This window comes from Pseudomonas sp. CP-1 (assembly GCF_021213715.1).
Classification (GTDB): Bacteria; Pseudomonadota; Gammaproteobacteria; order Pseudomonadales; family Pseudomonadaceae; genus Pseudomonas; species Pseudomonas aeruginosa.
Genome location: NZ_JAJQKY010000021.1, coordinates 101,195 through 113,509 on the forward strand (window position 1 = coordinate 101,195; position 12,315 = coordinate 113,509).

At 68.7% G+C, this 12,315-nt stretch carries 12 protein-coding genes; 8 read left to right on the top strand and 4 right to left on the bottom strand.

Annotated features, from left to right (window positions below; genetic code table 11):
- Nucleotides 1-198 precede the first annotated feature (198 nt).
- The 3 genes from LT948_RS28060 (at nucleotide 199) to nahK (ending at nucleotide 5,239) form a co-directional block, all read left to right on the top strand.
- Nucleotides 199-1,398 carry a porin gene (locus tag LT948_RS28060; protein WP_003088502.1) on the top strand — a complete coding sequence of 400 codons (1,200 nt, stop codon included), beginning with the start codon at nucleotides 199-201 and terminating at the stop codon, nucleotides 1,396-1,398.
- 102 nt (nucleotides 1,399-1,500) lie between these two features.
- A complete protein-coding gene (gene nosP, locus LT948_RS28065) occupies nucleotides 1,501-2,664 on the top strand; it encodes a nitric oxide-sensing protein NosP (RefSeq protein WP_003139768.1) in 1,164 nt (387 codons plus the stop codon).
- A complete protein-coding gene (gene nahK / locus LT948_RS28070; RefSeq protein ID WP_003139767.1) occupies nucleotides 2,594-5,239 on the top strand; it encodes a hybrid sensor histidine kinase/response regulator NahK/ErcS' in 2,646 nt (881 codons plus the stop codon). The genes nosP and nahK overlap by 71 nt, the downstream gene beginning before the upstream one ends.
- Before the next feature lies 1 nt (nucleotide 5,240).
- Here nahK and LT948_RS28075 read toward each other — a convergent pair whose 3' ends face one another.
- Nucleotides 5,241-6,104: a DMT family transporter gene (locus LT948_RS28075; RefSeq protein WP_003113465.1), complete on the bottom strand. Its 864-nt coding sequence runs from the start codon at nucleotides 6,102-6,104 to the stop codon at nucleotides 5,241-5,243.
- A gap of 9 nt (nucleotides 6,105-6,113) precedes the next feature.
- Complete coding sequence (gene agmR / locus LT948_RS28080; protein WP_003132666.1) at nucleotides 6,114-6,779, bottom strand: response regulator AgmR; 666 nt, start codon at nucleotides 6,777-6,779, stop codon at nucleotides 6,114-6,116.
- Between the two features lie 515 nt (nucleotides 6,780-7,294).
- Here agmR and LT948_RS28085 point away from each other — a divergent pair.
- Genes LT948_RS28085 through LT948_RS28095 form a run of 3 tightly spaced genes read left to right on the top strand, consistent with a single transcriptional unit; the run spans nucleotide 7,295 to nucleotide 8,784 of the window.
- A complete protein-coding gene (locus LT948_RS28085; RefSeq protein WP_003088510.1) occupies nucleotides 7,295-7,435 on the top strand; it encodes a hypothetical protein in 141 nt (46 codons plus the stop codon).
- An 8-nt stretch (nucleotides 7,436-7,443) separates the two neighbouring features.
- On the top strand, nucleotides 7,444-8,094 hold the full coding sequence (locus tag LT948_RS28090) for a sensor histidine kinase (RefSeq protein ID WP_003110776.1): 651 nt from the start codon (nucleotides 7,444-7,446) through the stop codon (nucleotides 8,092-8,094).
- Between the two features lie 12 nt (nucleotides 8,095-8,106).
- Nucleotides 8,107-8,784 (top strand): response regulator transcription factor, encoded by a 678-nt coding sequence (locus LT948_RS28095; RefSeq protein ID WP_003088518.1) that lies wholly within the window; start codon nucleotides 8,107-8,109, stop codon nucleotides 8,782-8,784.
- Between the two features lie 26 nt (nucleotides 8,785-8,810).
- Here LT948_RS28095 and LT948_RS28100 read toward each other — a convergent pair whose 3' ends face one another.
- Together LT948_RS28100 and exaA are read right to left on the bottom strand one after the other, a co-directional pair.
- Nucleotides 8,811-9,458 carry a pentapeptide repeat-containing protein gene (locus LT948_RS28100; protein WP_003088520.1) on the bottom strand — a complete coding sequence of 216 codons (648 nt, stop codon included), beginning with the start codon at nucleotides 9,456-9,458 and terminating at the stop codon, nucleotides 8,811-8,813.
- 53 nt (nucleotides 9,459-9,511) lie between these two features.
- A complete protein-coding gene (gene exaA, locus LT948_RS28105) occupies nucleotides 9,512-11,383 on the bottom strand; it encodes a quinoprotein ethanol dehydrogenase (protein WP_023099665.1) in 1,872 nt (623 codons plus the stop codon).
- A gap of 312 nt (nucleotides 11,384-11,695) precedes the next feature.
- Here exaA and pedF point away from each other — a divergent pair, with 312 nt between their 5' ends.
- Nucleotides 11,696-12,133: a cytochrome c-550 PedF gene (pedF, locus tag LT948_RS28110; RefSeq protein ID WP_003088533.1), complete on the top strand. Its 438-nt coding sequence runs from the start codon at nucleotides 11,696-11,698 to the stop codon at nucleotides 12,131-12,133.
- A gap of 86 nt (nucleotides 12,134-12,219) precedes the next feature.
- Nucleotides 12,220-12,315: hypothetical protein (locus LT948_RS28115; protein WP_232197129.1), on the top strand; the 96-nt coding region annotated here is incomplete at its 3' end.

A 12,315-nucleotide genomic window follows, 5' to 3' on the forward strand; every position in this document is an offset into this window, starting at 1 on the left:
TGCTTCGGTGGCGCTCCCGCCGCGACCAAGGTTGCGCTACCGCCGGAGGAGCGCTGCCCGCGCCTTGCGCAGCGGCACCCACGCCCACCATGAAGAAGCGTCGAAGCAGGCCCAAGGAAGCGTATGGCCGGGCTTTCCCGGTTTCGATAATCGGCTCCGCCACGACCGGCCCGGTCGTTTCACCTCGCGGAGTGCGCCATGAACAAGAACAACACCGCCGTTCGCCGAATCCTGCCGCTGACCCTGGCCTCGCTGGGTGCCCTGGGCGGCCTGCAACCGGCCGCCGCCGATATCCTGCTGTACGACAAGGACGAGACCACCTTTTCCACCGACGGCTACTTCAATGCCTTCTACGTCAACAGCGACGTCGACCGCCAGGGCGAGACCTACGATCGCCGCCAGTCGCGGGTGAAGATGGGATTCCTGCCGAACTACATCGGCTTCAACTTCGGCAGGAAGATCGACGAGCTGAGCCTCGGCGGTCGCGCCTCCTTCTGGGTGACCATCAACGACAGCGAGACCGACGGCACCGATACCGCCATCGACGTCCGTCAGTTCTACGGCACGGTCGCCGGCGACTGGGGCGAGGTGCTGATCGGCAAGGACTTCGGCCTGTTCTCGCGCTCGAACATCTTCCTCGACGAACTGCTGGCCGGTTTCGGCAACCCCAGCGACACCCTCGGCCTGGTGGACGGCAAGGGCGTCTCCTTCGGCAACATCGGCACCGGCTATCCGTATCCGTTCCCCACCTCGCAAATCACCTACCGCAACAACGACCTGCTGCCCGGCCTGCGCATCGCCGTGGGCATCCTCGACCCGATCGACTCCAACCAGATCGACAAAGATGCCAGCGACGGCCTCGACGACAAGGCCTACCAGGACAACCCGCGCTACGAGAGCGAGGTCAGCTACCAGTTCGACCTGGCTGGGGCGCAGGTCTACAGCTGGATCAACGGCGGCTACCAGACTTCGAAGAACACCAGCGACAGCGTCGACAGCGTGACTTCCAAGGGGGTCGGCTATGGCTTGCAGGTGAAGATGGGCGGTTTCTCCGTGACCGGTTCGGGGTTCACCGCCAAGGGCATCAATCCCTTCTTCACCAACAACGCCGGCGAAGCCGCGCTGCGCGAGGTGGACAGCCGCGGCGCATTGCTGCAGGGCTCGTATTCATGGGGCAAGAACCGCCTGGCGCTGTCCTACGGCAAGACCGTCGACGACGGCAACGGCCTGGGTTCCGCGGCCGACTACGAGAGTCGCGGCATCGCCTATTTCCGCACGATCAACGACAACCTCAAGCTGGTCGCCGAGCTGAACCGCTACCGGATCGACGGGCGCGACGGTGCCGCGCTCGACGAGGACACCGACACCGTGGCCCTCGGCGCCGTACTGAACTGGTGATACCGCTACTTTCGAAGGACCCCGCCGCGACCCAAGTAGGATAGGGGCCGCGGCGGCGCCCTTCGTAGAATGCTGGCGAGGCGGAACGACGGGGGAGCGGGCATGTACGAAGGGCAGGGGGAAGGGGTCTGCAGGGGCATGTCCAGCGCCCGCGACGTCGAAGTGGTGGCCCAGGACCTGGCGCGCCAGCTTATCCATCCGCACCTGGGCTTCGTGCTGTTCTTCTGTTCCGCGGAATACGACCTGCCGGCCCTCGGCGAGATGCTCGAACGCTACTTCGGCGGCATCGACCTGGTCGGTTGCACCACCGCCGGCGAGATCACTCCGGCGGGCTACGGGCGCGGCTGCGTCAGCGCGGTGGGCTTCGACGTGCGCAGCTTCGCCATCAGCAGCGCGCTGATCGACGAAATGGAGCGCTTCAGCCTGCTGGACGCGCAGCAGATGGTCGAGACCCTGGTGGCCGGCTGTCGCCGCGGCGGCCTGGCGCCGATCAAGGACCACAGCTTCGCCCTGACCCTGCTCGACGGCCTGTCCAGCCGCGAAGAGGTGGTGCTCGCCGCGCTTGGCGCGGCGCTCGGCGCGATCCCGCATTTCGGTGGCTCGGCCGGCGACGACCGGCACCTGACCCACACCCATGTCTACCACCAGGGCCAGTTCCATACCGGGGCGGCAGTGGTGGTGCTGGTCAACACCTGGCTGGACTTCGAGGTCTTCACCACCCATCACGTGGTGCCGCGCGCCGAAAAGTTGGTGGTGACCCGCGCCGACAGCGGCAGCCGGCGGGTCCACGAACTCAACGCCGAGCCGGCGGCGCTGGAATACGCCCGGCTGGTCGGGGTGGCACCGCAGGCGCTGGATTTCGCCCTGTTCTCCGCGCATCCGCTGGCGGTGCGGGTCGACGAACGCTATTACGTGCGCTCGATCCAGCAGGCCAACGAGGACCTGAGCCTGACGTTCTACTGTGCGGTGGAGAACGGCATCGTTCTCACCGCGATGAGCACCGGCCCGCTGTTGCCCAACCTGGAGGCGCAGTTCCGCCGCCTCCACGAGCGCCTCGGACCGCCGTTGCTGACCATCGGTTGCGACTGCTTCCTGCGGCGCCTGGAGCTGGAGGTCGGCGGTGACACGCAAGCTACCGCCGCGTTTCTCCGCAGCCAGCAGGTGATCGGCTTCAACACCTACGGAGAGCAATTCAATGGCATGCATATCAACCAGACCTTCACCGGGGTCGCCATTGGCCGACCCCGTGGAGGTGTCCGTCGCTGAGCTGCAGGCGCGGGTCGTCGCCCTCGAAGAAGAGCGGCACAAGTTGCAGCGGATCAACCAGGCGCTGATCGGACGCATCGAGTCGAGCGCCGCGCAGAGCGACGAGGCCTACGGCGCCTTCCAGTATTCCGTGGTGCTGGCCGAGCAGGTCCGCGAGCGCACCGACGCGCTGAGCCAGACGATGCTCGAACTGAAGGCCAGCAACCAGTTGCTCAGCGACGCTCGCCTGCGTGCCGAGACCGCCCACCAGCATCTGCTCGACGCCATCGAAAGCATCTCCGACGCCTTCGTCCTGTTCGATCCGCAGCAGCGCATCGTGCTGTTCAACGAGCGCTTCCGCGCGCTGTGGGTCGACAGCCGGGCGCGGATCGGTCCTGGCATGCGCCGCGCCGAACTGCACCGGCTGGCGCGCAGCGGCGGGCTGATCGTCGAGGAGCAGCGCGGCGGCGACCAGCAGACCCTGTATCGCCTGCGCGACGAGCGCTGGCTGCGGATGAGCGAACGGCCGACCCGCGACGGCGGGCTGGCGGTGCTCTACAGCGACGTCACCGAGATCAAGCTCAGCGAGACCGCGCGCCGCGAGCAGGCGCTGGCGCAGAAGTCGCACCTGTTGCAGCGGGCGGTGGACAATCTCTCCCAGGGCGTGGCGATGGTCGGTGCCGACGGCGTGCTGGAGTTGTGGAACCGGCGCTTCCTGGAGCTCTGCGGGCTGGCGCCGATCGCCGGGCACCGGGCCTTCGCCGAAGTCATGGCGGAGAGCGAATTGCCGTTGCTCACGCCGCGCAGCCAGGACTCCCAGGGGAGTCCGCTGAGCGCCCGCGAGCAGCGCCTGTTCGATGGCCGGGTGCTGGAGATCCGTACCCATGCGCTGCCCACCGGCGGCTTCGTCAACACCTTCACCGACATCACCGAACGCTATCGCCACGCCGAGGCGTTGCGTGCCAGCGAGCGCTGGATCCGCCTGATCACCGACCAGGTGCCGGCGCTGATCGCCTATCTCAGCGACGAACTGGTCTACGAATTCACCAACAAGGTCTACGAGGAGTGGTACCGCTGGCCCAGCGGCTCGATGCTCGGCCGCTGCCTGCGCGACGTGCATGGCGCCGAGCACTGCCGGCGCCTGGAGCCGTACTTCGAGCGGGCCCTGGCCGGCGAAAGCGTGACCTTCGAGATCGCCGAGACCGCGTTGTCCGGCGAGGAGCGCTACATGCAGCGCTCCTACGTGCCGAACCGCCAGGCCGACGGCCGGGTCGCCGGGCTGTTCGTGCTGATTCGGGATATCACCGAGCGCCGGCGGACCGCCGAGGCGCTGCACCAGGCCTACCAGAACCTCGAACAGCGGGTGCGCGAGCGGACCGCCGAGCTGACCACCCTCAACGACCAGTTCAAGCGCGAGATCCACGAGCGCAGCCAGGTCGAGGCGCGCCTGCGCGAGGCCAAGCGCGAGGCGGAACAGGCCAACCTGTCGAAGACCAAGTTCCTCGCGGCGGTCAGCCACGACCTGCTGCAACCGCTGAACGCCGCGCGGCTGTTCACCAGCGCCTTGCAGGAGCGCGGCAGCGCGACGCGGGACAACGAGGCGCTGGTGAACAACATCAGCCATTCGCTGGAGGACGTGGAGAACCTGCTCGGCACCCTGGTGGACATTTCCAAGCTGGACGCCGGCGTGATCACCCCGGACATCGCCCCGTTCGAGCTTGGCGAACTGCTGGGCAACCTGGCCGCGGAGTACCGCCAGGTAGCCGCCAGCGAAGGCCTGCGCCTGGACTTCGTGGCCTGCGGGGCGCTGGTCCGCAGCGACCAGCAACTGCTCGCGCGAATCCTCCGCAACCTGCTTTCCAACGCCATCCGCTATACCCCGCGAGGGCGCGTGCTGCTGGGTTGCCGCCGGCATCGGCAGCGCCTGTCGATCGAGGTCTGGGACACCGGGGTGGGCATCGCCGCCGACAAGCTCGGCGAGATTTTCCAGGAATTCAAGCGCGGCGAGTCACAGCGCTGTCACCAGGACCGCGGGCTCGGCCTGGGATTGGCGATCGTCGACAAGATCGCCCGCATGCTCGGCCACCGGGTCCGGGTCGGCTCGCTGCCGGGCAAGGGCTCATGCTTCGCCATCGAGGTACCGCTGGCCCGCCATGCCCCGCGCAGTCGCGCCGAGCCGCTGGCCAGCGCGGACGACCTGCGCGAGCGCCTGCGTGGTTCGCGGGTGTGGGTGCTGGACAACGATGCGGCGATCTGCGCCGGCATGCGCACGTTGCTCGAAGCCTGGGGCTGCCGGGTAGTGACGGCGCTGTCGGAGGAAGACCTGGCGCGACAGGTCGACAACTACCATGCCGAGGCCGACCTGCTGATCGTCGACTATCACCTCGACGACCAGCGCAACGGCGTCGACGCGGTTGCCGCGATCAACGCCCGGCGCGGCTCGCCGCTGCCGGCGCTGATGATCACCGCCAACTACAGCAACGAGCTCAAGCAGCAGGTCCGCGAGCTTGGCCATACCCTGATGCACAAGCCGGTGCGGCCGATGAAGCTGAAGACCGCGCTCTGCCACTTGCTGGAGCGCGAAGCCTCGGTCTGATTCAGGCGCCTTCGCGCGCCGCGCGGCCCAGGCGCGGGGCGAGGATCAGGGCGATCCCGCCGAGCACCGCCAGGGTCGCCGGCGGCAATCGCGGGGCGAGCGGCTCGCCGAGCAACAGGGCGCCGCAGAGGGCGGCGAGCACCGGCACGCTGAGCTGCACCGAGGCGCCCTGGATCGCCGTCAGCCCCGGCAGTGCGCTGTACCAGACGGCGTAGCCGAGGCCGGAGGCGAGGGCGCCGGAAAGCAGGGCATAGGCCAGTCCGGCGCCGTCCAGCCGCAACTGCCCGTGGAATGCCAGGAGCAGCAGGGCGGCGAAGGCAAGGGCTCGGAGGAAGTTGCCGGCGCTGACCGCCAGCGGATCGCCGCCGCCGCGGCCGAGCAGGGTATAGAGGCCCCAGGCGAGGCCGGACAGGAGCATCAGCAGGGCACCGCCCAGCGGCGGCGCGCTGGCTCCGGGGAGCAACAGGAACAGCAGGCCGCCCAGGGCCAGCAGGAAACCGAGCAGCGCCTGTCCGCCCAGCCGTTCGCCGCGCAGCAGGCCGGCCAGCAGCAGGGTGACCTGCACCGCGCCGAACAGCAGCAGCGCGCCGGTGCCGGCGTCCAGCTGCACGTAGGCGTAGGAGAACGCGGCCGCGTAGACGAACAGCGCCGCCGCCCCGCGCCAGCCGCCGCGCGCGGGCGTGGCCGGGCGCCGGCGCAGATGCAGCAGGACGGCGAGCATGAGGGCGCCGGAGAAGAGACGCAGGGCGGTGAAGCTGACCGCGTCGATGGCGGTGTCCTTCAGCGCCGCGCGGCAGAGCAGCGAATTGCCGGCGAAGGCCAGCATCGCCAGGACAGTGAGCAGCAGGGTACGGCGGTCGGGCATCGGCGGGTCTCAGCGGCGCAGGTAGGCGGCGAAGTCGATGTCGCCGGCGCTGAGGATCGCCTGGACCCGGTTGTGTACCTTGAGCTTGCGCAGGATCGCCGAGACGTGCGCCTTCACCGTGGTCTCGGCGATGTCCAGGGTGTAGGCGATCTGCTTGTTCGACTCGCCCTTGGTCATCCGCTCCAGCACCAGCAGCTGCTTGCGGGTCAGGGCCTGGAGCAGTTCCGGGGAGATGCCGTGTTCTTCGTGGCCGCTGCGTCGCGGCGAACTCTTCTGGGTGCGGATCACGTCCGAGGGCAGGTAGACGTTGCCGTTGAGGATCTGCTCGATGGCTTCGGTCATCTGCGCGCGTGGCGAGGACTTGGTGATGAAGCCCACCGCGCCGTAGGTGATGGCCTGTAGCACCACCTGCTTGTCCTGCTCGGCGGAGACGATAACCACGGGAATGGTCGGGGCCTCGTTGCGCAGGTTCATCAGGCCGTTGAGGCCGTGCATGCCGGGCATGTTCAGGTCGAGCAGGATCAGGTCGAGGTCGTCGTGTTCCTGGGTCAGGCCCAGGGCGCTGTCGAGGTCGGCGGTTTCCATCACTTCGCTGCCGGGGAATCCGTCGGCGATGACATTGTGGATGGCCTCGCGGAACAGCGGGTGGTCGTCGGCGATCAGGATCTTGTACATGGCCTGCACCTCGTTATTGTCGTTATGGGCGGCTGGTGGCGGCTCGGGGCACGCGGGCGGATGCGAATGCGCTCACGGTAGCAGCCGTGGGCGCGATAGCCCAGCGGGCGGGCGTTCCGCCGCGCGCTGCCGGGGACGCGTCGCGGACGGTCGGCAGCCGGGTAGGCGGAGAAGGCGAACTCGGTACTGCGGCGGGACCGCCGCAGGGTAGTCGGGCGCTACGCGGGGCAAGGCAAGGCGGGGCATGGCGGCTTCTCGTCGTTTCTTCTTGTATGCGTCATTACAGGGCAGGCGCGCTGCTTTGGAAATTCGACGTCCGGAGGGGTGAACCAGTACCAAAGTAGCAGGACCAGGCGCTTGCGCAGCGCTCCTGCTGCATCGGCGGCGCCCGCAAGGGCGGCTGGAGGCGGGTGGCCGCGCAAAAGTAGCGGCCCGGCAGTACCAAGGTAGTAGCACGCCGTGGCTCCGCGCGTCCTAGCATGTCTCGACAACGACAATGGACAGGAGTCGCCGCCATGCGCATCGCCGTCACCCTGGTGTTGCCCATCCTGCTGATCCTCAGCCTGCTCGGGTTCGATTTCCTCTATTCCCGCCACCTCGGCCAGGAAAGACCTGCCGCCTGCGCCGTCGGACAGGCCTGTCGGATCGCCCCCTGAGCCACGCCATGGATGACCTGCGACCCGCCGGCCCGGCGGAGTGCCGCTGGCTGCTCGCCGTGCAGGAGCGCGAGCGGCGCTTGCTGGCCCAGGCGGTGCATGACGATATCGGCCAGTACCTGACGGGTATCCGCACCCAACTGTTGTTGCTGCGCTGCACGGCAGGCGACGGGCAGCCGGCGCTGGCACGCCTGGAGCGCTACTGCCAGGGGCTGGACGACAGCTTCCGCGCGCTGCTGCGCGGTCTACCGCCGCCGGCCCTGCAACGCCAGTCGCTGGACGAGGCGCTGCGCGCCTGCGTGGCGGACTGGCAGGAAGGCCAGGGCATCGCCTGCGAGCTGCGCCTGGGCGGTCCGCTGCCGCCCCTGGATGCGGCGGCCGGGACCCATCTCTACCGCCTGTTGCAGGAGGCGCTGAACAACGTCGCCCGGCATGCCGGCGCCAGCCGCGTGCGGATCCGCCTGCAACGCCGTGGCGGCTTTCTCTACCTGAGCGTACGCGACGACGGTCGCGGCTGCGCGGCGGACCCGGCACCCGGCTTCGGCCTGGACTCGATGCGCCAGCGCGCGCGCTGCCTGGGCGCTGAACTGAGCCTGCGCAGCCGTCCCGGACAGGGCCTGGCGTTGCGCCTGCGGATGCCGCTGGAACGCGGCGACTGAGAGGAGGGGACGATGAGGATCCTGCTGGTGGACGATCATTTCGTGGTCCGCGAAGGGCTGGCCGCGCTGTTGCGCGGGCTGCTCCCCGACGTGGAGGTGAGCGAGGCCGGCGATGGCGAAGAAGCCTTGCAGGCGGTGCAGCGGGACATTCCTTCGCTGGTCATCGTCGATCTCGGCCTGCCGGGCATCAGCGGCCTGGAGCTGACTCGCCGGCTGCGCCAGCGCCTGCCGCAGTTGCGTGTGCTGTTCTTCAGCCTCCACGACGAACTGGCCCTGGTGCGCCAGGCGCTGGATGCCGGTGCCCGCGGCTACGTGACCAAGCGCGCGGCGCCGACGGTGCTGCTGGAGGCGATACGGCGAGTGCTCGCCGGCCAGCTCTATCTGGAGCAGCCGCTGGCCACGCGCCTGGCCTGCCAGTCGTGGGAAGAGCAGGGCGGGGCAGCGTTGCGCGGGCTGACCCGTCGCGAGTTCGAGATCTTCCGCCTGCTCGCGCGTGGCCTGGCCCTGCGCGAGGTGGCCGAGCACCTGGGGGTAAGCGCCAAGACCGTGTCCAACCATGTCAGCCTGCTCAAGCAGAAGTTGCAGGTGAGTACCCAGGCGGAACTGGTGCACCGGGCCATCGACAGCGGCGTGCTGCGGCTGGGCCTGCCGCTGCCGCTCGCCGAGGAGGCTCGCGGCAGCCTCGGCTAGGGGGGCCGTCGCTGCTGTCCGGCGCTTCACTGCCAGCCCGCGGGGCAATCCTTGCAACCCTGCATGTTGCTGCCCTGGAAGTTGCCGAAGCGCACCTTGCTGCCGCGCAGGTCGGCATCTTCCAGGTTGGCCTCGGCCAGCTTGACTTCCTGCAGGTTGGCGTCGCGCAGGTCGGCGCCCTTGAGATCGGCGCGGGACAGCCAGGTCATCTCCAGGTCGGCGGCGCGCAGCGTGGCCTGGTGCAGGCGGCCGCCGCTGAGACGGGCGAACTCCAGGTAGGCGGCGGTGAGGTCGGCGCCTTGCCACTGGGCGCCCTGGGCGAACAGGCCCCAGGCCTGGATGGCCACCGCCCTGGCGCCGGAGAGGTCGGCGCCGCGCAGGTTGGCTTGCTGTAGGCTGGCGCGGGTGAGGTCGGCACCACGCAGGTTGGCTTTTTCCAGGTTGGCCAGGTCGAGCCTGGCGTGACGCAGGTCGGCGCCGGAGAGATCGGCGCCGGCCAGGTCGATGCGGCCGAGGTCGAGGTTGCGCAGGTCGGCGCCGCGCAAGTCGGCCTTGGCGCAGCGCGCGCCGGGCTCCAGGCGGCAGCCGGCGATGACGCGGACGTCGTCGATGTCGTCGGCGGCCTGGGCCAGGCCGGCGCCGAGCAAGGCGGCGCAGAGGAGGAAGGTCTTCATCGGGATACTCCGCAGGCGGGGAAAGCCGCGCCTCGCAGGGCGCGGCGCAGGGATCAGCGGCTGGCGGTGCGGTTGTCCCAGCTGGGCAGCTTGAATACCCAGAAGGAACCGCCCTGGGCCACCGGCCGGGTCAGGTCGGCCATGTCGCCGCCCCACAGTGGCACGGCGCCGCCGTAGCCGACGGTCACGCCGAGGTACTGCTCGCCGTCCTGTTCCCAGGTGATCGGTGGCGAGACGATGCCGCTGCCGGTCTGGAATTTCCACAGCTCCTTGCCGCTCTTCGCGTCGAAGGCCTTGAAGTAGCCGTCGCCGGTGCCGGTGAACACCAGGTTGCCGGCGGTGGCCAGCACCCCGGCCCAGAGCGGCAGGTGTTCCTTGTGTTCCCAGACCACCTTGCCGCTGACCGGGTCCATGGCGCGCAGGCTGCCGACGTGGTCGTCGTACATGCGCTTGATCCGGAAGCCCATGCCCAGGTAGGCGCTGCCCTTCGTATAGCTGACCTCCTCGGTCCAGTAGTCTTCCTTCCAGTGGTTGGCCGGCACGTAGAACAGGCCGGTGTCCTGGCTGTAGGCCATCGGGTTCCAGTTCTTGCCGCCGAGGAACGGCGGCGATACTTCCACCGCCTTGCCATGCTTCTGCCCCGGTTCCGGCAGCGGCGGGCGCTGGCCCTCGCGCTCCACCGGGCGGCCGGTCTTCAGGTCGATGTGGCTGGCCCAGGTGATGTTGTCGACGAAGGGGAAGGCGTTCTGCAACTTGCCGTTGCTGCGGTCGACCACATAGAAGAAGCCGTTGCGGTCGGCGTGGGCGGTGGCCTTGACGATCTTGCCGTCCTTGGCCTTGTAGTCGAACAGCACCAGTTCGTTGTTGCCGGAGAAGTCCCAGGCGTCGTTGGGGGTGTGCTGGTAGAACCACTTCACCTCGCCGCTGCTCGGGTCCACCCCGACCTGGCCGGAGGTGTAGAGGCTGTCGTAGTCGTGCGGGTTGCCGCCCTTGGCGGTGCGCGCCCAGGTGTTCCACGGGCCGGGGTTGCCGGCGCCGACGATGATGGTGTTGGTCTCGGCGTCGAAGCTGGCGCTCTGCCAGGGAGCGCCGCCGCCGTGGCTCCACGACTCGACCTTGCCGGTCGGCGAGTTGCGATCGTCCGGCCAGGAGGGCGCCTTGACGTCGCCGGTCACCGTGCTGTCCTTGCCGTTCAGGCGGCCCATGTGGCCTTCGACGAAGGGACGCATCCAGATTTCCTCGCCGGTATCCGGATCGCGGGCGAACAGGCGGCCGACCACGCCAAACTCGTCGCCCGAACTGCCGTGGATCAGCAGGACCTTGCCGGTCTTGCCGTCCTTCACGATGGTCGGCGCGCCAGTCATGGTGTAGCCGGCGCCGTGATCGGCGAACTTCTTCTTCCACACCACCTTGCCGGTGTTCTTGTTCAGCGCCACCACTGAGGCGTCGAGGGTGCCGAAGAACACCTTGTCGCCATAGATCGCGGCGCCGCGGTTGACCACGTCGCAGCACGGGCGGATGTCGTCGGGCAGGCGGTGGTTGTAGGTCCACAGGCGCTTGCCGGTCTTCGCGTCGAGGGCGAACAGCCGCGAGTAGGAGGCGGTCACGTAGATCACGCCGTCGCTGACGATGGCCTGGGACTCCTGGCCGCGCTGTTTCTCGTCGCCGAAGGAGTACGACCAGGCCGGGGTCAGCTTGAACACGTTGTCGGCGTTGATCTGCTTGAGCGGGCTCCAGCGCTGGGCGTGGGTGCCCATGCCGTACTGCAGCACGTCGCCGGTGGTCTTGTCGTCGTTGGCGATGTCCTCCCAGGTCACATCCTTGGCCAGCGCGGCGCCAGCGCTGCCCAGGGCGACGGCGAAGGCGAGGCAGTGCAGGCTCGGGCGCAGGAGGCCGGCAGGGGCGGGTGAGGTTCTTGTTGTCATGATCGGGTTCCCGTTTGGAGTGAGGGTCGAGAAACGGCAGGCCGCTGCTCGGGCCGCGGCGGCTTCATGGTGGAAGCGGGGCGCGCCGACGGGAACGGAAGATCGCCCGATTCGTCCGGGAAGACTTCCCGGCCGGGGCATGACTTGGACTTGCTGCCAAAGCCCCGCGTAAGGCCTTCCGAGGCTCTACTCCGAAGGGAGTAGGCGAGGACGCCCAAAGCAGGATTCGGGCGCGCGGCGGAGCTTCCTAGGATGGTGATGAGCGCCGTTTGGCGCCCGTGCCTTGTCCTGTCTCCCCGGAGGAATGAAGTGATGAACAAGAACAACGCCTTGCGCGGCCTGCTGGTGCTGGCCGGTCTCAGCCTCTCGAGCCTGGCGCTGGCCCACGGCGATGTGACCCCCCAGGCAGTGGACACCAAGGGACTCGAGCCGCTGGGCAAGGAATGGCGCGACACCAACCCCTACCGCGAGCCCTACGCCAAGCACGACCTCGCCGTCGAGATCGGCGCCTCCGCCTACAACCAGAACTGCGCGCGCTGCCACGGCCTGGAAGCCAAGTCCGGCGGCATCGCCCCGGACCTGCGCCTGCTGGAGACCGGCGCCGAGGGCGACGAATGGTTCAAGGAGCGGGTCATCAACGGCGCGGTGCGCGATGGCGCGGTGTACATGCCGAAGATGGCCGACTTCATCAGCCAGGAAGGCCTCTGGGCGATCCGCAGCTATCTGGAAAGCGTGCACGTCGACGAGTGACGCGCCCGACCCTTCGCCGCCGACCGCGGCGCCCTTCCACGAGTCCGCCGCGCCACGGCGGAACGACCACACAGGAGAGCTTCGCCATGATCTACGCAGCGCCCGGAACCCCCGGTGCCGTCGTCACCTTCAAGCCTCGCTACGGCAACTACATCGGCGGCGAGTTCGTGCCTCCGGTCAAG

Bases quoted from the DNA above. Each gene is read 5' to 3' on its own strand.
- LT948_RS28100 (WP_003088520.1), bottom strand. From the start codon at position 9,458: ATGAAGACCTTCCTCCTCTGCGCCGCCTTGCTCGGCGCCGGCCTGGCC.
- LT948_RS28075 (WP_003113465.1), bottom strand. From the start codon at position 6,104: ATGCCCGACCGCCGTACCCTGCTGCTCACTGTCCTGGCGATGCTGGCC.
- pedF (WP_003088533.1), top strand. From the start codon at position 11,696: ATGAACAAGAACAACGCCTTGCGCGGCCTGCTGGTGCTGGCCGGTCTC.
- nahK (WP_003139767.1), top strand. From the start codon at position 2,594: ATGGCATGCATATCAACCAGACCTTCACCGGGGTCGCCATTGGCCGAC.
- nosP (WP_003139768.1), top strand. From the start codon at position 1,501: ATGTACGAAGGGCAGGGGGAAGGGGTCTGCAGGGGCATGTCCAGCGCC.
- LT948_RS28095 (WP_003088518.1), top strand. From the start codon at position 8,107: ATGAGGATCCTGCTGGTGGACGATCATTTCGTGGTCCGCGAAGGGCTG.
- LT948_RS28085 (WP_003088510.1), top strand. From the start codon at position 7,295: ATGCGCATCGCCGTCACCCTGGTGTTGCCCATCCTGCTGATCCTCAGC.
- agmR (WP_003132666.1), bottom strand. From the start codon at position 6,779: ATGTACAAGATCCTGATCGCCGACGACCACCCGCTGTTCCGCGAGGCC.
- exaA (WP_023099665.1), bottom strand. From the start codon at position 11,383: ATGACAACAAGAACCTCACCCGCCCCTGCCGGCCTCCTGCGCCCGAGC.
- LT948_RS28090 (WP_003110776.1), top strand. From the start codon at position 7,444: ATGGATGACCTGCGACCCGCCGGCCCGGCGGAGTGCCGCTGGCTGCTC.
- LT948_RS28060 (WP_003088502.1), top strand. From the start codon at position 199: ATGAACAAGAACAACACCGCCGTTCGCCGAATCCTGCCGCTGACCCTG.